Here is a 17813-nt window from a genome sequence, read left to right as displayed (position 1 = left end):
ATCAACGCCCTCCTGCAGGCGCAGCCTGCACGTTGCTTTCGGGGCCGGTGTCTGTCGGCAGAGGGGTGCCACGATGGCTGCGGCTGATCATCGCGATGGTGGCGCCGCACACCAGTACTGCGCCCACCGCCGCCAACAGCGCCACCGGCCCGCCGTGCAGGGCGGTGACCACGTTCTGCTGGGCCGCCATGGCAACCACCACCGGGATGTACATGGCGCCCCAGAAGCCCACGCCGAATTCGCATTCCTTGCTCATGCCACCGTTGCGGTGCATGTACAGGCGCGCACAAATCAGCAGGATCATGGCGATGCCGACGCCGCCCACGTTGAATTTGACACCCAGCAGCAGGCCCAGGAAGTCGCCGACGATGACGCCGGCAAGCGTGCAGACCGCCAGCAGAGCCACACCATAGATAATCATTGTTGTTGTCCTCAGGTAGTGTCGAAGTTGCTTGTTGTTGTCCTTCGTGAACACACAGCCGCCGGCAGGGACCAGCTGCCCTCATCGATCGTCGGCCACCCCCTGGCGCAAAAGCGCATCCAGGCTGTCCCAACGGGTGCCTTCGACGGTCACCACCCGGCCCTGTACGAACACCGGCCTGGCCAGCCCGCTGAGTACACTGCCGGGCGGCATTTCCAGGTGCAGGCGCACGCCGCGCTCATAGGCGTTGCGCAACGTACCACGCCAGTCGACCCGCCGCGCCATGTTGCCGGCGAGGTCGTCGCGCAACTGCTGTGGGTCGCACACCGGGCGTGCGCTGCTGCCACTGAGATAGCGGATGCGTGGCCGCCGCAGCTCTACCGTGGCGAAGGCACTGGCCAGTTCCGCCGCCGGGCCCTCCAGCAGCGGGCAATGCGACGGCACACTGACCGCCAACCGCCGGGCCATGCCCTGCCCCAGCCGCCGCACCTGGTCGGCCACGGCAGCCATCGCCGCGTCGCTACCGGCGATGACGATCTGCCTGTCGCTGTTGAGGTTGGCCACATAGACCTCGCCGCCTGCCGCCATCAGCAGGCGCTCGACGCTGGCCAGGTCCAGGCCATTGAGGGCAGTCATGCCATAACCTTGCGGGTAGGCGCGCTGCATCAGCTCGCCACGCAGCGCAACCAGGCGCACGGCATCGGCAAAATCCAGGGCGCCTGCCGTGACTGCCGCTGGGTAAGCGCCAATCGACAGGCCCGCCACGTAGCCCGGTGCGGGGCTACGTTGCATCAGCCAACGTGCCCAGGCCACGCCAGCCAGCAGCAGGCACAGTTGCACGGCACGGGTTGTCTGCAGCGACTGCTGGCTGTCCAGCGCCAGCGCCTGCTGGCCGAGGATGTCGCTGGCCTCTTCGAGCAAGCGCCCGGCACCGTCAGGCAAACGCTGCAGCATGCCCGCCTGCTGCGCGCCCTGGCCAGGGAAGGCAAACAGGCTGCTCATGCGGCACGCTCCAAGGCTGCCCATGGGTCGCTGACCAGGCGTGGCCCCTGGGCTGTCCTGAGCAGCACGCGGCGGGCCAGGCCAGCCCACTCGCGCAAGGCGATGCCGCCCGCCGGCGTTTCCAGCTGCACGTCGATACGGCACGGCGCACAATCGAGGGCATCCAGCAGCTCCCGCGCCTGCGCGCGGGGTAGCGGTTGTGGCGTATGCAGCAACACGTCGAGGTCGCTGGCGGCGTGGACGACCTGGCTACCGCTAGCGATCTGGTAGCCGACCGCGCCGGTAGGTCCCCAGGCCAGGCCGCTGGCGTCCAGTAACGGGGTGACCGAGCGCAAAGCCTGCAAGGCAGGCCAGCGGCTTTGCGCTTGCCAGCGCAGTGCTTCGGGGCCTTGCCGACGCTGGATATCCGCCAGGCGCATCATTGCCGCCAAGCGCTGTGCCCGGCCCTGGCCGCGTAACCCCACCGCCACCCAGCCATCGTCAACGATGGCACGACGCACTACCACCGGCTGGCCGCCGCGCAATACGTCCCGCGCCCATTGCGGCGCATCACCAGGCAAGCCCGAGGCGGGCATGCCCCAGAGCAGGTCGTGCGGCCTTGGCGCGTTCATCTCAAACGCCCTGCCATTGCTGGCGCAGCTGTTCGCGTACCTGGCGCGAGGCGCTGCGGTGCTCGCCCGCCAGCCGCGATGACAAATCGGTCGAGGTGCCGATATCCCGCACGGCTTCGGCCAGGCAGGCGCGCACCCGGGCGATGTCGGCGGCGTTCGGTGCCTCGGCGTCCGCTACCGCCAACCGCCGCCACAGCAAGCCGAGGGACGCGTAGCTGGCCAGGTCGTAGGCCATCGGCGGCAGCTCGGCAGCCAGCGCCTCCAGTTGCTCGACACTGCGCAGGGTAATCCGCGCTGCCGCCGCCTTGCCCATGGCGTGCACCATGACCCCGGCATCGTCCAGGGCGATCAGGCGCTGGGCCTGGTAGCCGTGGGCCAGGAAGGCGCCGGACATGGCCTTGCCGACCAGCAGGCCGATCACCGGGTGCCCGGCCAGGCGTGCCTGGGCATAGGCCTGCACCGCAGCCGCCAGCGCCTGGTGAATGCCCAGCGCTTCCTCGCGGCGGCCATAGGCCTGGCTGGGCACGTCGATCACGGCGACGATCGCCCGCTTCTGGCTGTCACGGTCAGCCTCGACCGCCTGGCGCACCGCCTTGGCCAGGCCCCAGCCCTCCAGCAAGCCGACTTCGCCTGAGCGGGCCCGGGGGAACGGGTTGTCGGCATCCGGCACCACGGCGATGAAGCGCGCCAGGCGGTTATCCAGTTCACCGTCGACTACCCGCAACGACGCCGGGTAGCCCGGCAAGGCTTGCCCGCCGGCCAGGCCCGGCAGCCAGTTCAAGGCACGGTTCATTGGCGTTCTCCTTGGTAGAGGGCGCGCACAGCAGTGGCGTCCAGTTGCGGGCAGGCAGCACCCAGCCGGGCCAGGCGCCCGAGGAACCAGTCGTGCTGGCTGGCACGCTGCCTGGAAGGCTCGTCGAGCAGTTGCAGCAACCGTTCGCGCAGGGCCTCGATGTCATCGGCCACATAGCCATCCGCCAGCCCGCTGGCATGGCGTTGCTCGCCACCGCTCAGAGCCCAGATGAACGGCCGGTCGCTGGCATCGTATTCGGCGATGCCGGCCTCCTGTTCGATCACCTGTGGGCCGTTGAGGCCCAGGCGCGCCTCACGGGTAACCAGCAAATGGCTGCACAGGCCAGCGGCGATGGCCATGCCGCCGAAACAGCCGACCGCGCCTGCGACCAGCCCGATCACCGGCTGCCATTCGCGCAGTTCGACGATCGCCGCATGGATTTCGGCAATCGCGGCCAGCCCCAGGTTGGCCTCCTGCAGGCGCACACCGCCGGTTTCCAGCAACAACACGGCACAGGTGGGGATGCCGTTGCGGTTGTCTTCGCAGGCCAGTTCCAGCGCAGCCGCGATCTTGGCCCCACCGACCTCGCCCATGCTGCCCCCCTGGAAGCCGCCTTCGATGGCCGCGACCACGGCGTTGCGCCCGTTCAGCCGCCCCTTGGCGATGACCACGCCATCGTCGGCCTGCGGCACGATGCCCTGGCGTGGCAGCCAAGGCGACATCAACCGGTCGAACGGCCCCAGCAGCTCACGAAAGGTGCCGGGGTCGAGCAAGGCGCGGGCACGCTGGCGGGCGCCCAGTTCGACAAAGCTGCGGCTGCGCAGCAAGCGTGCGGTGTCAGTCATGGGCGATCTCCTCGAAGCCTTGTTCCAGGCGCAGGCGGACCACGCCTGGGGTGGCGCCGAAATCATGGATGTCGATATTCATGGCCGGCCAGGTGTGGCCTGCGAACAGGCGCTGGAACAACTGCGTCCAGCGGGCGCCGCTACCGTTGACCGAGGTCACCACCTGGATCTGCACGGTGCCGGCGGTACCCGGTTCGATCAGCACTTCGAGGTCGCCAGAGCTGACGCAACCCACCAGCGTGCGGCCACGGCCCGGTTCGGCGGCGGGGAATTGAAAGGTCAGGGTTTCCATGTCACAGGCTCCCGGCTTTGTCGAGGAACAGGCAGGCGGCCAGCAAATCGGCGGCACCGCCCGGTGAGGCGTTGAGGCGCAACAGTCGGGCGTCCAGCGCACGCAGCTGACGACGACCGCCAAGGCTGGCACTACCGCCGGCATCCAGTACCGCGCGGGCGCCTTGCTGCACGGCGTGCAGGCCTTGTGGGCCGGCGCGCCAGAGCACGCAGGTATCGCTGAGCACGGCCATGATCGCCAGCAAGGCGTCAAGCCGGGCATGCACCTCGCTGGCGCCGTTGGCGCGGCTGCGCCGCAGTTGTGGCAAGCCGTGGCCGATGACCGCAGGGAAGCCTTGCTGGGCCTGTTCGCGGGCGCCTCCCGAGCCATAGCGGCGGCGCACCTGCTGGCCGTGGCTGTCGTGTGCAAGCGTGGCCGGGTCGTCAAGCAGTGCAATGCGCCCGGCGCGGGCGGCCAGGGTAACGGCGTCAGCGTGGCTAGCGAGGGCCCTGGACGCGACCAGCAGGCCCAGTGCCCAGATGGCGCCACGGTGGGTGTTGACCCCGCCGGTGGCAGCCAGCATCGCCGCCTCGCCTTCGCGGCCGATGTGGCCGAGGCTGGCACGCAGCGCCTGGCTGACGCTGCCGAGCGCCTGGGCGGCTTCGGCCATTTGCCGCAGGCATGGCCACAGGGCCAGCGCCGAAGCGTGCATCAGGGCCAGGGTCATGTCGTGGTGGGCGCCGTTGTCGCGGCGGTCGACCAGGCCGGGCTTGGGCGACAGGTCGGCTTCGTCGATCAGGGCTTCCACGGCCAGGTCGGCCAGGTGGTCGGCCAGGGCGATTCCAGTTGGCCGCGCTGGCCTGTTCACGGGCAAGCCCGGCGCTACAGCGACCGCAGCGGTTTCGCGGATGTCGAGTGCGTTCATCACCAGCTCCTGAATCGTGCGGGCGGGTTGTACAGGCCGCCGGACCATTCGACCAGGTCGGCAATGCTGCGCGCGGCCAACAGCTCGCGGCGGGCGTCGGTGCGGCGGATGCCGAGGTCTTCCGGCAAGGCAACCAGGCCCTGCTGGCGCAGGCGCAAGGTAGCCTTGGGGTCGTGACGCAGGCCGATGACAGTGACCCCGGCCACAGCGGCGATCATCTGCTGGCGCTCTTCCAGGCTGCGCGCCTTGTACAGGTAGGCAATACCCTCTTCGGTCAGCAGGTGGGTGACGTCGTCGCCATAGATCATCACCGGTGCCAGCGGCATGCCGGCTGTCCTGGCCATCGCCACGGCATCCAGGGTTTCGACAAAGGTGGGCTTGCCGCCCTCCTGGTAGGTCTCGACCATCTGTACCACCAGCTTGCGGCCACGTTCGAGCAGCGTTTCCGGTACGGTCATGTCCAGCCACGCCGGGGTGGCATGGCGCCGGCCACGCGGGTCGTGGCCCATGTTCGGCGCACCACCGAAGCCGGCCAGGCGGCCACGGGTCACGGTCGAGGAATGGCCATCACCATCCACCTGCAGGGTGGCGCCGATGAACAGGTCGACGGCGTACTGCCCGGCCAGCTGGCACATCATGCGGTTGGAGCGCAGCGAGCCATCGCGGCCAGTGAAGAACACATCGGGGCGCTGGGCGATGTAGTCCTCCATGCCCAGTTCGGTGCCGAAGCAGTGCACGCTTTCCACCCAGCCGGTCTCGATGGCCGGGATCAGGGTCGGGTGTGGGTTGAGCGTCCAGTTGCGGCAGATCTTGCCCTTCAACCCCAGGGACTCACCGTAGGTCGGCAGGATCAGTTCGATGGCCGCGGTATTGAAGCCGATGCCGTGGTTCAACGACTGCACCTGGTGTCTTTCGTAGATGCCGCGGATGGCCATCATCGCCATCAGCACATGCACCGGCTTGATATGGCGCGGGTCGCGGGTGAACAACGGTTCTATATAGAAGGGCCGGTCGGCCACCACCACGAAGTCCACCCAGGATGCGGGAATATCGACCCGTGGCAGGTCAGCGCCGCGCTCCACCAGCTGGTTGACCTGGGCGATGACGATGCCGTCACTGAAGGCCGCAGGTTCCACCAACGCCGGGGTGTCTTCGGTGCTGGGGCCGGTGTAGAGGTTGCCGTCGCGGTCGGCCATGAAGCCTGCCACCAGGGTGACGTTGGGAATCAGGTCCACCAGCAGCCGCGAGTACAGTTCGATGTAGGTGTGGATGGCCCCCACTTCCAGCAGGCCGTCTTCCAGCAGCTGGCCAATGCGCAGGCTCTGCGGGCCGGCAAAGGAGAAATCCAGTTTGCGCGCGATGCCGCGTTCGAACAGGTCCAGGTGCTCGGCGCGGCTGACACTGGGCATGATCATGTGCAGGTCGTGCAGGCGCCCGGGGTCGACCTTGGCCAGCGCACGCGAGAGAAAGTCGGCCTGCTTCTGGTTGTTGCCTTCCAGCACCACCCGGTCGCCGGGGGCCAGCAGCAGTTCCAGGGCTTCGACGATACGTTCGGTGGGCAGCACAACGCCATCGGCGAGGTGGCGTACCCGGTCAAGGCGACGCTGTTTCTCGGCGCGCCGTCGCGACCATTGCGGCGGTGGATTCTGTGTTGTTGTCATGGTGACTCCACGGGTTCGCTGTCGTGGGGCCACCTTAGGGCCGGGGTGACGGGTGCATCAATCAAGCTCACGGACTGATCGTTACGGTAAAGTTAACGAACGCCGGGTCTGGCTGCCTCACGTTCGAGTGCCAGGCAAATTGTTGCTAGAGTGGCGCTAGGCTTGCCCAAGGCAAAAATGCAGAATCCCCCTGCAGATTTGTCGATTGTGCACGGCAAATTCGCATGACAGGATTCTGCGATCCTCCAGCGAACTCCAGACTTCACTTGGAAAATCAATAACAAAGCAGGGAGAACGCAATGACTGCGCACGCTACTACCTCAGCCACCGACCCTGTACTGGCCGAAGTCCGCAACCACATCGGCCACCTGACCCTGAACCGCCCTGCCGGCCTCAATGCCCTGACCCTGGACATGGTGCGCAGCCTGCGCCGGCACTTCGACCTATGGGCCAACGACCCGCAAGTGCAGGCCGTGGTCCTGCGTGGCGAGGGCCCCAAGGGCTTCTGTGCCGGTGGCGACATCCGTTCGCTGCATGACAGCTTCAAGGCTGGCGAAACGCTGCATGAAACCTTCTTCGTCGAGGAATACGCGCTCGACTTGGTCATCCACCATTACCGCAAGCCGGTACTGGTGCTGATGGACGGCTTCACCCTGGGCGGCGGCATGGGCCTGGCCCAGGGTTGCGAACTGCGCGTGGTCACCGAGCGCAGCCGCCTGGGCATGCCGGAGGTGGGCATCGGCTACTTCCCGGATGTCGGCGGCAGCTACTTCCTGTCGCGCCTCCCCGGCGAGCTGGGCACCTACCTGGGCGTCAGCGGCACGCAGATCCAGGCCGCCGATGCGCTGTACTGCGGCCTGGCCGACTGGTACCTGGCCAGCGACAAGCTCGCGGACCTCGACCAGGGCCTCGACCAGCTGCGCTTTGGCGACCACCCGCTCAAGGACCTGCAGAACTTGCTGGCCAGGCTCGGCACCCAGGTGCTCGACGATGCGCCGCTGGAGAAACTGCGCCCGGTCATCGACCACTTCTTCGCCTTGCCCGATGTGCCGGCGATCGTCGAGCAATTGCGCGCGGTCAGCATTGGCGACAGCCACGCCTGGGCCGTGGCCACCGCCGACCAGCTGGAAAGCCGCTCGCCGCTGGCCATGGCGGTTACCCTGGAGATGCTGCGCCGCGGCCGTCACCTGGGGCTTGAGGACTGCTTTGCCATGGAGCTGCACCTGGACCGCCAGTGGTTCCAGCACGGCGACATCATCGAGGGCGTGCGTGCGCTGATCATCGACAAGGACAAGCAGCCACGCTGGAACCCGCCGACCCTGGCCGCCTTGCAGCGCCAGCGCGTCGAACAATTCTTCGAAGGCCTGTGAGCCGGGGAGTACACAGATGCAAGACCTGGAACTGAGCGAAGAACAGATCATGATCCGCGACATGGCCCGGGACTTCTCCCGTGGCGAGATCGCCCCGCATGCGCAGGCCTGGGAAAAGGCCGGCTGGATCGACGATGGCGTGGTACGCAAGATGGGCGAGCTGGGCCTGCTCGGCATGGTCGTGCCGGAACAATTCGGCGGCAGCTACACCGACTATGTCGCCTACGCCCTGGCCGTGGAAGAGATCGCCGCCGGCTGCGGTGCTACCGGGGCGATGATGAGCATCCACAACTCGGTAGGCTGCGGCCCGCTGCTGGCCTATGGCACAGCGGAGCAGCAACAGCAGTGGTTGCCGCGCCTGGCCAGCGGCGAAGTGATCGGCTGCTTCTGCCTGACCGAACCGCAGGCCGGCTCCGAAGCGCACAACCTGCGCACCCGCGCCGAATTGGTGGACGGCCAGTGGGTAATCAACGGCGCCAAGCAGTTCGTCAGCAACGCCCGCCGCGCCGGGTTGGCGATCGTCTTCGCGGTGACTGACCCCGAGCTGGGCAAGAAAGGCCTGTCGGCATTCCTGGTACCCACCGACAACCCGGGCTTCAAGGTTGACCGCAGCGAGCACAAGATGGGCATCCGCGCCTCCGATACCTGCGCGGTGACCTTCGACAACTGCCGTATCCCCGCTGCCAATATCCTCGGTGAACGTGGCAAGGGCCTGGCCATCGCCCTGTCCAACCTCGAAGGCGGCCGGATCGGCATTGCCGCGCAAGCCCTGGGCATTGCCCGCGCCGCATTCGAGGCGGCGCTGCTGTACTCACGTGACCGCGTGCAATTCGGCAAGCCGATCAACGAGCACCAGAGTATCGCCAACCTGCTGGCTGACATGCAGGTACAGGTCAATGCCGCGCGCCTGCTGATCCTGCATGCCGCGCGCCTGCGCAGCGCCGGCAAGCCGTGCCTGTCGGAGGCGTCGCAGGCCAAGCTGTTCGCCTCGGAAATGGCCGAGCGGGTATGCTCGATGGCGATCCAGGTGCATGGCGGGTATGGCTACCTGGAGGACTACCCGGTGGAGCGCTACTACCGCGACGCGCGGATCACGCAGATCTATGAAGGCTCGAGCGAGATCCAGCGGATGCTGATTGCCCGGGAGCTGAAGCACTACCCGATTTGAAGCCTTGCGCGCCCTGAGCGGCCTGGTGTCGCGACAGGGCGCCAACGCGGCTCCAAGATGTCAGCTTCGATGCACAAATTGCTGGGGCCGCCATGCGGCCCTGGCGCGACCCAAGGCCGCTCTTACAAAGGCCGGCGTTAACTGCCCCCACTCGGCTATCGCCAATAGCGCGCATCATCCACCACCCTGGCATGGCCCTCGAACAACGCCGGCAACTGCTCCTTGAGGTAGTCGATCCAGGTCCGCACCTTGGCATCCAGGTAATGGCGTGACGGGTACATCGCGTACAGCGCGTTTTCCCTCAGCCGGTACGGCGCCAGCAGCCGGCACAAGCGCCCCTGTTCGATCGCCTGGCTGGCGGTATAGAACGGCAGCAGGCCAATACCCATGCCCAGCTCGCTGGCCACCAGCATGGCGTCGGCGACGTTGGTGGAGAAACTGTCGTTCGGCGCGATCACGCACTGGTCCACCCCCTGCGGGAACACCCAGTCACCTTCGTACATCGGGTAGGCCATGCGCAGGCAGCGGTGCTGGTGCAGGTCTTCCGGGCGCTCGGGTACACCGTGAGCCTGCAGGTAGCTGGGCGCTGCGCAGGGGATGCTGAAGATGTTGCCCAGCGGCACGGCGATCAACTGCGAATCCGGCAGGGCACCGTCTACGGTGATCACCACATCATGCCCTTCGGCCAGTGGGTCCGGGTTGCGCTGGGACAGGGTCAGCTCGATCACCACCTCCGGGCACAGGGCGTTGTAGCCGGCCACCAGCGGCATCAGCAACAGCCCCAGCCCGTGCGGGCAATGCAGACGCAGGTGGCCACGCGGCGTCAGGTGTGCACCACGGGCTTCGCCCACCGCTTCTTCGGTCAACAGCAGGATCTGCCGGGCACGTTCGAGAAACCGCTCGCCGGCCTCGCTCATGCGCAAACGCCGCGTCGTGCGGTGCAGCAGGCGGGTCTGCAGCTGGTTTTCCAGCTCGGCAACAATGCGCGACACCTGCGCCGCGGAAATGTCCAAGGCATTGGCCGCCGCAGCGAAGCTGCCGCATTCCACTACCCGGGCGAAGGTACGCATGGCATGCAGCATGTCCATGGAGGGCTCCTTGTTCGATGTATTCTTGCGCCACAGGCAGGAATCTATCACGGATCGGCCCATTTATTGTGGATGACCAATGAATACATCATGGGTCATCCATTGAAAAAGGAGCCTGCCATGAAACGCTCGATCGCTGCCCTTGTCGTTGCCACTACCCTCGCCTCGTTCGGCGCCTTCGCCGATACCGGCAGTAGCCAGCCGGTGAGCAGCCAGTACCGATACGGCATGCCGCTGGACGTGGCCAAGGTCATTTCCATCACGCCACCCAGCAATGCCGCCGACTGCCAGGTGGGCACCGCGCACATGGTGTATGTCGACCATCAGGGGCAGAAGCGCGAGATCGACTACCGGGAAATGGGCAACTGCTCGCAGCAGTGAATCAGGCCAGTACCGCGTTGATCCAGCCCACCTGCTGGTTGAAGTCATCGATCTTTGCCCGAGGCACCGCATCGCGGGCACGTTCGAAGTTGGCCAGGGTCTGCTGCTTCTGGCGCAGCATGCGCCGCCACTTGACCAGGAACGCCTCGCTCTTCTCCTGCAACAGCACCGGGCCGAAGTACAGCTGTTCGGCGCTGTATGCCGCCGTGCCCGGCTCGGCGACGATGATCTCGTAGTCGAAGCGGTTTTCCCGCAACAGCTCCTCGCTGACGATGCGCAGACCGTTGTCCATCAGCCATTGGCGCAGCTCGCGCTCACCGCCATTGGGCTGCAGCACCAGGCGGGTGACGCCGGCCAGGCGCTGCTTGCCGGCCTCGAGAATGTCACACATGGTATCGCCGCCCATGCCGCAGATGCTGATCACCGAGATACGGTCCTGCGGCTCGATCGCTGCCAGGCCATCGGCCAGGCGCACGCTGACCCGGTCTTCCAGGCCGTTCCTGCGCACGTTGCGCCGGGCCGAGGCGAATGGCGTTGACGCCACCTCGCCGGCAACCGCCGCCTCCAGCACGCCGCGCAACATCAAGGCCACCGGCAGGTAGCCATGGTCCGAGCCGATGTCGGCCAGGCGCGCGCCCTGCGGCACATGGGCGGCCACGCGCTCCAGGCGCCTGGACAATGTCTGTTCGTTCAAGGTAGCCCCCTGGCTTAGCAATGGGCCGCGATTCTGACGGCGAACGCCGCGCATTTCAAACGCCGGGCTGCCCTCGACCGGGCCAGCGTGCTCGCGTAGGCTTGCCGCTTTCCTTCCGTTGCAAGGCAAGACACACCATGGCAAATGCAGACATCATCTACACCCCGGACCCGGACGCCGAGTCGATCTCCTCTGACGTCGCCGAATTCAATGGCGTGCTGGTCTCCACCCAGATCCCGACCCACGCCGATGGCAGCCTGGAACTGGGCGACATCGTCGCACAGAGCGAGTGCACCCTGCAGGCGCTGAAGGTTGCCCTGGAAAAGGCCGGCAGCGGCATGGACCGGGTCTTGCACCTGACCATCTACCTCACCGACATGGCCGACCGCGCGGCGTTCAACGAGGTGTACCAGCGGTTCTTCAGCAAGCCCTGGCCAGTACGCGCCGCAGTGGGCGTGGCCGCGCTGGCGGTGGAAGGCATGCGCGTGGAAGTGACCGCGATGGCTGCCAAGCGCTGATTCATCCAGGCAGGTCCAACCTGATGGGAGCGGCCTGTGGGAGCGGCCTCGTGTCGCGAAAGGGCCGCAAAGCGGCCCCAGTGATCTTGCAGTGGATCCAAGCCCCTGGGGGCGCTACGCACCCCTTTCGCGACGCAAGGCCGCTCCCACAGTTGCCCGTGCCCCACAATATTCCTGCATCCTGCGCCTCTCGGCACCCCAATGATGCCGCCAGCCCGTTTCGCCGCTACAATGCCCGCCTAAACCGTGCCAGCCCGAACCTAAAACGACATGTCCCTTCCAAAGAACCACCTGGAACTGCTCAGCCCTGCCCGTGACGTCGCCATCGCCCGCGAAGCGATCCTGCACGGCGCCGACGCCATCTATATCGGCGGCCCGAGCTTCGGCGCGCGCCATAACGCCTGCAACGAAGTCAGCGATATCGCCGGCCTGGTCGAGTTCGCCCATCGCTACCACGCACGCGTCTTCACCACCATCAACACCATCCTCCACGACAACGAACTGGAACCCGCGCGCAGGCTGATCCACCAGCTGTACGACGCCGGCGTCGACGCCCTGATCGTGCAGGACCTGGGTGTGATGGAGCTGGACATCCCGCCGATCGAGCTGCACGCCAGTACCCAGACCGATATCCGTACCCTGGCGAGGGCCAAGTTCCTCGACCAGGCCGGTTTCTCCCAGCTGGTGCTGGCCCGCGAGCTGAACCTGCAGCAAATCCGCGCCATCGCCGCCGAAACCGATGCCGCCATCGAATTCTTCATCCACGGTGCGCTGTGCGTGGCCTTCTCCGGCCAGTGCAACATCTCCCACGCGCAGACCGGGCGCAGCGCCAACCGTGGCGATTGCTCGCAGGCCTGCCGCCTGCCCTATACCCTGAAGGATGACCAGGGCCGCGTGGTGGCTTTCGAGAAGCACCTGCTGTCGATGAAGGACAACAACCAGACCGCCAACCTGCGCGACCTGGTCGATGCCGGCGTGCGCTCGTTCAAGATCGAAGGCCGCTACAAGGACGTGGGGTACGTGAAGAACATCACCGCCCACTACCGCAAGGAACTCGACGCCATCCTCGAAGACCGCCCGGAGCTGGCCCGCGCCTCCAGTGGCCGCACCGAACATTTCTTCGTGCCCGACCCGGACAAGACCTTCCACCGGGGCAGCACCGACTACTTCGTCACCGACCGCAAGGTCGACATCGGTGCCTTCGACTCGCCAACCTTCACCGGCCTGCCGGTGGGCGTAGTGGAAAAGGTCGGCAAGCGTGACCTGCAAGTGGTCACCGAAGTGCCGCTGACCAACGGTGACGGCCTCAATGTGCTGGTCAAGCGCGAGGTGGTGGGCTTCCGCGCCAACATCGCCGAACTGCGCGGCGAGTTCGAGGAAGACGGCGAGAAACGCTACCGCTACCGCGTCGAGCCCAACGAAATGCCCGAAGGCCTGCACAAGCTGCGGCCCAATCACCCGCTGTCGCGCAACCTCGACCACAACTGGCAGCAGGCCCTGCAACGCACCTCGGCCGAGCGCCGGGTCGGCGTGCAGTGGCATGCGGTACTGCGCGAGCAGCGCCTGGCGTTGACCGTCACCAGTGAGGAGGGGGTAAGCGCGCAAATGGCACTGGACGGGCCGTTCGGCCCGGCCAACAAGCCGCAGCAGGCGCTGGAGCAGCTGCACGACCTGCTCGGCCAGCTGGGTACCACGATGTACCACGCCGACAGCATCGAACTGGATGCCCCGCAGGCGTACTTCATCCCCAACTCGCAGCTCAAGGCCCTGCGCCGCGAAGCCATCGAGGCCCTGACCGCAGCACGGGTGCAGGCGCACCCGCGTGGCGGGCGCAAGGCCGAGACCAACCCGCCGCCGGTGTACCCCGAGTCGCACCTGTCGTTCCTGGCCAACGTGTACAACCAGAAGGCCCGCGACTTCTACCACCGCCATGGCGTGCAGCTGATCGATGCGGCCTACGAGGCTCATGAAGAGCATGGCGAGGTGCCGGTGATGATTACCAAGCACTGCCTGCGTTTCTCCTTCAACCTGTGCCCCAAGCAGGCCAAGGGTGTGACCGGCGTGCGCACCAAGGTGGCACCGATGCAGCTGATACAGGGTGATGAGGTGCTGACCCTGAAGTTCGATTGCAAGCCGTGCGAAATGCATGTGATCGGCAAGATGAAAAGCCACATCATCGACCTGCCGACCCCAGGCAGCGCGGTGGCCCAGGTGGTCGGCCACATCAGCCCGGAAGACCTGCTCAAGACCATTCCGCGCGGGCCGCATTGACCTTGCCGGGCAAGCGCCCCTGCGGCTAGGCCCGGTGCTCCAGCACCGGGCAAGCCGCCCGTTCAGCGTATCTGGTGCTTGTGCAGCAAGCGATAGAACGTCGGGCGCGAAATGCCCAGTACCTTGGCTGCCACGCTGAGGTTGTCACTGTGCCGGTCGAGCACGTCGCAGAGCGCCTGGCGCTCGGCCCGGTGCTTGTACTCCTCCAGCGTGCCCAGTGGCGACCGGGCCTGGTCGGGCGTTTCCAGGCCCAGGTCCTGCGCCTCGATTTGCCGGCCTTCGGCAAGTACCAGCCCGCGGCGAACCCGGTTGGCCAGCTCGCGGACATTCCCCGGCCAGTCATGCCGGCCCATCGCCGCCAGGGCATTGTCGCTGAACGAGCGCGGGCGGCGCCCGGTTTCCGCGCTGTAGAGCTGGGCAAAATGGTTGGCCAGCATGGACAGGTCGCCATGCCGGTCACGCAACGGTGCGGTTACCACCTGCAGGACGTTGAGCCGGTAGTACAGGTCTTCGCGGAAACGCCCTTGCTCGATAGCCCTTTCCAGGTCCACATGGGTGGCCGCCAGCACGCGCACGTCGACCGGGATCGGCTGGCTGCCCCCCACCCGTTCGATGTGCTTTTCCTGCAGAAAGCGCAGCAGATTGGCCTGCAACTCCAGCGGCAGGTCACCGATTTCATCGAGGAACAGCGTGCCACCGTGGGCGGCTTCGATGCGCCCGCTCTTGCGCTGGTGAGCACCGGTGAAGGCACCCTTTTCGTGGCCGAACAATTCCGACTGGATCAGGTGCTCGGGGATCGCCCCGCAGTTGATGGCGACGAACGGTTGCTCGCTGCGCTGCGACTGGCGATGCAGGGTGCGCGCCACCAGCTCCTTACCAGTGCCGCTTTCCCCGCGAATCAATACCGGTGACTCGGTAGGCGCCAGCTTGCCAAGTAACTTGCGCAACTCGCGGATCGGCCGGCTTTCACCGAGCAGCTCATGGGTAGAGCCGTCCACCTTGCGCACACCCCTGCCGCGCAGGCGCGCCATACCGAAGGCACGACCGAGGGTGACCTGGACCCGGGAAACGTCGAACGGCAAGGTATGGAAGTCAAAAAACCACTCGCAGACAAAATCACCGACCGCTGGCATGCGCAGCTGTTCGGCGCTGAGCACGGCAATCCATTCGGTATTGCTGCGTTTGATCAGGTCCTTGACCGCATCCGGGTGCCGCAGGTGCCCGGCCTGCAAGCGCAGCAGGCCCACATCGCACGGATGATCCAGCGCGGCGCCGAGCATGCAGCTGTTTACATCCCAGCCTGCGATGCGCAGGCCTGGCAACAAACGGTGGCAGTCATCGCAAGGGTCAACGATGAGCAAACGGCGTTGGGCGGCTGGCTGTTGCATGACCGATCCTTGGCGCCAGTTTTTGGTTTTTTGAGATAAAACAGCAAGTTGTGGCGCCCGATTAACAGTAGCAACGAAGTTGACGGTTCCCAGTACCGTCTGTCTGCCGAATTATCTTTTTACAATCTGTCATGGGAATTTTCGCACTTTATCGACATCACATGGCGGCCAGGGCAGAAACGGAAGCCCGCCCTGGAAAAATTTTTACAACGCCTGTGTGACTTGCCCCCGGACATTGAGCATCAGTACACATAACCCCGCGCTGCAGTTCGCGACCACTGAGGCGACTTCCAGGCAACGCGGACTTTATCTGGATGTTTGGGACCAATAGAGAGACCGCACCATGAATGCCCCGCTCCGTGTCAACGAAGCACTGCTGATTGCCGACCACGCCTTCGAACCCTTCCAGTGCGTAGCCTGGGATGCACCCAACGGTACTGGTGAGCTGAGCCTGGCAGTGATCGACCGGACCAGCACCCGCATCGGCAGCAAGCAAGTGTCGTCGCGCATCTATTCCGACCCGGCCCAGTGGGCCAGCCTGCTCGAGGAAGTACGCGCAGAGCTGAGCGAAAAAGGCTACGACCTGCAACCGTGGTCGATGCCGAAATAATATAAGCCGGTCAATCAAGTGCGTGCGCCAGCACGCACTTGTACAACTAGCCAGTTGCTGTTCTGGCTATGTTTTCCTGTTGCGACATAGTGTCGCGCAAGCCGTTTTCAATCGACGATTCTGAACTGTTGCAAGTGCTGATAATCCGCTTGCAGTTGTTCTGCCAGACGCTGCGCGCGGCCCAGGCGCACCGGCGCCAGTTCCATATCTACCAGCAACGTGGCACACGGCATCGGCTGTACGCCATTGCAGTGCTGCAGGCGGCCATCGGTGAACACCAGGCAGCGCTGCGCTTCATGCGGGTGGGCGCGTTGCCGCGCCTGCAGCCAATGCCGGGCCTGTGCCAGTGCCGCGAGCAACGGCGTCCCGCCACCTGCCCCCAAGGCTTGCAGCCACGGCTGCAAGGCGGCGGAAGCCTTCAGGCCATGGCGCTGCCATTGCGGCGTGCGCCCGCTGGCAGTCAGCAGGGCCAGCCGGGCGCGCTGGCGGTATGCCTGGTCGAACAGCGCCGCCAGCAGCCCCTTGGTCTGCGCCAGCGCCTGGTGACGCCGGGTCGAGGCCGAGCTGTCGACGATAACCAGCCACAACTCTGCGGGGCTGGCCTGGCGCTGCTGCCAGCACAGGTCCTGGCGCAGCCGTGGTCGGCCCTTGAGCAGGGTCGGCAGCCAGGCCACCCGGCCGCTGGCGGCAATACGCGCGCGGCCTGTGCGGCTACCGTCCTGCTTGCCTGCGCCTGCTTTGGCATCCGGCCCCTTGGCAGTTGGCTGGGGGATGCTCAGGGCTTTTTTGTCCAGTTCGGCACCTCACGGCGGGCGCCGCTGGCGACCGGCTGTGGCGGCAGCGCCCCCCAGTCACCCTGCCCGCCCTGCTCACCCGGCTGGCGGACGCCTTGCGGCAGGGGCTGCTGTTCAGCGGGTGGCGGCGAAGACGGGTTGGCCTGTGGCGTGACCCGGCGGCGGTGGCGCAAGGCAAACTCTGCCACCGCCTCGACATCGGCTTCTTCGATGGCTGCGCCGCCACGCCAGGCGCAGTGAGCGCGTGCAGCCCGCAACCAGACCAGGTCGGCGCGCAGGCCATCGACCCCGGCGGCGTAGCAGCGCTCGGTGATCCAGGCCAGCGCCTGGTCGTCCAGGGCAATATCGGCCAGGGCCTGGCGAGCGGCCTGGCAGCGTTCGCGCAATTGCGCCTGAGCCTGGGCCCATTGCGCGCAGAAGGCCTGCGGGTCAGTGTCGAAGGCCAGGCGGCGACGAATGATCTGCTGGCGCGCCTCGGGCTCGGGCAAGCCCTCCAGGGCCACATTCAGGCCAAAGCGGTCGAGCAGCTGTGGGCGCAGCTCGCCCTCCTCCGGGTTCATGGTGCCGATCAGGACGAAGCGCGCATTGTGCCGGTGCGAAATGCCGTCGCGCTCGACGCGGTTGGTACCGCTGGCGGCCACGTCGAGCAGCAGGTCGACCAGGGTGTCGGGCAGCAAGTTGACCTCGTCGACGTACAGCACGCCGCCATCGGCCTGGGCCAGCACGCCGGGGGAAAACTGCGCCTTGCCCTGGCCGAGCGCGGCATCCAGGTCGAGGGTACCGACCAGGCGCTCCTCACTGGCCCCCAGCGGCAGGGTGACGAACGGCCCCTCACCCAGCAGGTCGGCGAGGCCACGGGCCAGGGTGCTCTTGGCCATGCCACGCGGCCCCTCGATCAGCACACCGCCGATCTTCGGGTCGATGGCGGTCAGGCACAGCGCCAGTTTCAGCTCGTCGGCTCCGACCACGGCAGCCAGCGGGAATTGCACGGGTTCACTCATT

The 17813-nt window shown here is 66.3% G+C and carries 19 protein-coding genes; 6 read left to right on the top strand and 13 right to left on the bottom strand.

What is annotated here, in order from left to right; all coding sequences use genetic code 11:
• Nucleotide 1: 1 nt before the first annotated feature.
• The 8 genes from madL to mdcA form a co-directional block, all read right to left on the bottom strand.
• The gene (madL, locus tag ACLEJP_RS02430; RefSeq protein ID WP_440804270.1) at nucleotides 2-421 is read right to left on the bottom strand and encodes a malonate transporter subunit MadL; all 420 of its coding nucleotides are present in this window, start codon (nucleotides 419-421) and stop codon (nucleotides 2-4) included.
• Between the two features lie 81 nt (nucleotides 422-502).
• A complete protein-coding gene (mdcH, locus tag ACLEJP_RS02425; RefSeq protein WP_440804268.1) occupies nucleotides 503-1423 on the bottom strand; it encodes a malonate decarboxylase subunit epsilon in 921 nt (306 codons plus the stop codon).
• Complete coding sequence (locus ACLEJP_RS02420) at nucleotides 1420-2034, bottom strand: malonate decarboxylase holo-ACP synthase (protein ID WP_440804266.1); 615 nt, start codon at nucleotides 2032-2034, stop codon at nucleotides 1420-1422. Before ACLEJP_RS02420 ends, mdcH begins: the two co-directional genes overlap by 4 nt.
• A 1-nt stretch (nucleotide 2035) precedes the next feature.
• Nucleotides 2036-2827, bottom strand: coding sequence for a biotin-independent malonate decarboxylase subunit gamma (gene mdcE, locus ACLEJP_RS02415; protein ID WP_440804264.1), 792 nt, complete (start codon nucleotides 2825-2827; stop codon nucleotides 2036-2038).
• On the bottom strand, nucleotides 2824-3672 hold the full coding sequence (locus ACLEJP_RS02410) for a biotin-independent malonate decarboxylase subunit beta (protein ID WP_440804262.1): 849 nt from the start codon (nucleotides 3670-3672) through the stop codon (nucleotides 2824-2826). Before ACLEJP_RS02410 ends, mdcE begins: the two co-directional genes overlap by 4 nt.
• Nucleotides 3665-3964 (bottom strand): malonate decarboxylase subunit delta, encoded by a 300-nt coding sequence (locus ACLEJP_RS02405; RefSeq protein WP_440804260.1) that lies wholly within the window; start codon nucleotides 3962-3964, stop codon nucleotides 3665-3667. The genes ACLEJP_RS02410 and ACLEJP_RS02405 overlap by 8 nt, the downstream gene beginning before the upstream one ends.
• A 1-nt stretch (nucleotide 3965) precedes the next feature.
• The gene (locus ACLEJP_RS02400; RefSeq protein ID WP_440804258.1) at nucleotides 3966-4868 is read right to left on the bottom strand and encodes a triphosphoribosyl-dephospho-CoA synthase; all 903 of its coding nucleotides are present in this window, start codon (nucleotides 4866-4868) and stop codon (nucleotides 3966-3968) included.
• On the bottom strand, nucleotides 4868-6529 hold the full coding sequence (mdcA, locus tag ACLEJP_RS02395; protein WP_440804256.1) for a malonate decarboxylase subunit alpha: 1662 nt from the start codon (nucleotides 6527-6529) through the stop codon (nucleotides 4868-4870). The genes ACLEJP_RS02400 and mdcA overlap by 1 nt, the downstream gene beginning before the upstream one ends.
• A gap of 299 nt (nucleotides 6530-6828) precedes the next feature.
• Here mdcA and ACLEJP_RS02390 point away from each other — a divergent pair, with 299 nt between their 5' ends.
• Together ACLEJP_RS02390 and ACLEJP_RS02385 are read left to right on the top strand one after the other, a co-directional pair.
• Nucleotides 6829-7899, top strand: a complete 1071-nt coding sequence (locus ACLEJP_RS02390; protein ID WP_440804253.1) for an enoyl-CoA hydratase/isomerase family protein — start codon at nucleotides 6829-6831, stop codon at nucleotides 7897-7899.
• 16 nt (nucleotides 7900-7915) lie between these two features.
• Nucleotides 7916-9067, top strand: coding sequence for an acyl-CoA dehydrogenase family protein (locus ACLEJP_RS02385; protein WP_170030161.1), 1152 nt, complete (start codon nucleotides 7916-7918; stop codon nucleotides 9065-9067).
• Between the two features lie 155 nt (nucleotides 9068-9222).
• Here the strand turns inward: ACLEJP_RS02385 and ACLEJP_RS02380 are convergent, their stop codons facing one another.
• Nucleotides 9223-10155, bottom strand: coding sequence for a LysR family transcriptional regulator (locus ACLEJP_RS02380; protein ID WP_440804250.1), 933 nt, complete (start codon nucleotides 10153-10155; stop codon nucleotides 9223-9225).
• 120 nt (nucleotides 10156-10275) lie between these two features.
• On the opposite strand from ACLEJP_RS02380, the gene ACLEJP_RS02375 reads away from it, so the two are divergent.
• A complete protein-coding gene (locus tag ACLEJP_RS02375; protein ID WP_440804248.1) occupies nucleotides 10276-10536 on the top strand; it encodes a DUF2790 domain-containing protein in 261 nt (86 codons plus the stop codon).
• Nucleotide 10537: 1 nt separating this feature from the next.
• Here the strand turns inward: ACLEJP_RS02375 and ACLEJP_RS02370 are convergent, their stop codons facing one another.
• Nucleotides 10538-11230, bottom strand: a complete 693-nt coding sequence (locus tag ACLEJP_RS02370) for a tRNA (adenine(22)-N(1))-methyltransferase (RefSeq protein WP_440804247.1) — start codon at nucleotides 11228-11230, stop codon at nucleotides 10538-10540.
• 137 nt (nucleotides 11231-11367) lie between these two features.
• Here ACLEJP_RS02370 and ACLEJP_RS02365 point away from each other — a divergent pair, with 137 nt between their 5' ends.
• A complete protein-coding gene (locus tag ACLEJP_RS02365) occupies nucleotides 11368-11748 on the top strand; it encodes a RidA family protein (RefSeq protein WP_225777565.1) in 381 nt (126 codons plus the stop codon).
• A gap of 270 nt (nucleotides 11749-12018) precedes the next feature.
• Nucleotides 12019-14019 (top strand): peptidase U32 family protein, encoded by a 2001-nt coding sequence (locus tag ACLEJP_RS02360; RefSeq protein ID WP_440804243.1) that lies wholly within the window; start codon nucleotides 12019-12021, stop codon nucleotides 14017-14019.
• A 62-nt stretch (nucleotides 14020-14081) separates the two neighbouring features.
• Here the strand turns inward: ACLEJP_RS02360 and ACLEJP_RS02355 are convergent, their stop codons facing one another.
• Entirely contained in the window at nucleotides 14082-15407 is a 1326-nt protein-coding gene (locus ACLEJP_RS02355) for a sigma 54-interacting transcriptional regulator (RefSeq protein WP_440804242.1), read from the bottom strand.
• Nucleotides 15408-15750: 343 nt separating this feature from the next.
• Here ACLEJP_RS02355 and ACLEJP_RS02350 point away from each other — a divergent pair, with 343 nt between their 5' ends.
• Complete coding sequence (locus ACLEJP_RS02350) at nucleotides 15751-16017, top strand: hypothetical protein (protein WP_225777562.1); 267 nt, start codon at nucleotides 15751-15753, stop codon at nucleotides 16015-16017.
• A 107-nt stretch (nucleotides 16018-16124) separates the two neighbouring features.
• On the opposite strand, the gene ACLEJP_RS02345 is transcribed toward ACLEJP_RS02350, so the two are convergent.
• Together ACLEJP_RS02345 and ACLEJP_RS02340 are read right to left on the bottom strand one after the other, a co-directional pair.
• On the bottom strand, nucleotides 16125-16691 hold the full coding sequence (locus ACLEJP_RS02345) for a vWA domain-containing protein (RefSeq protein WP_440804240.1): 567 nt from the start codon (nucleotides 16689-16691) through the stop codon (nucleotides 16125-16127).
• A 101-nt stretch (nucleotides 16692-16792) separates the two neighbouring features.
• The gene (locus ACLEJP_RS02340; RefSeq protein WP_440804238.1) at nucleotides 16793-17812 is read right to left on the bottom strand and encodes an ATP-binding protein; all 1020 of its coding nucleotides are present in this window, start codon (nucleotides 17810-17812) and stop codon (nucleotides 16793-16795) included.
• Nucleotide 17813: the final 1 nt, after the last annotated feature.

The sequence above is a fragment of the Pseudomonas sp. SMV7 genome, assembly GCF_052041995.1.
In the GTDB taxonomy this organism is placed as follows: Bacteria; Pseudomonadota; Gammaproteobacteria; order Pseudomonadales; family Pseudomonadaceae; genus Aquipseudomonas.
Note: the sequence above shows the minus strand (reverse complement) of the source record. Positions and strands in the feature narration are given on the sequence as shown.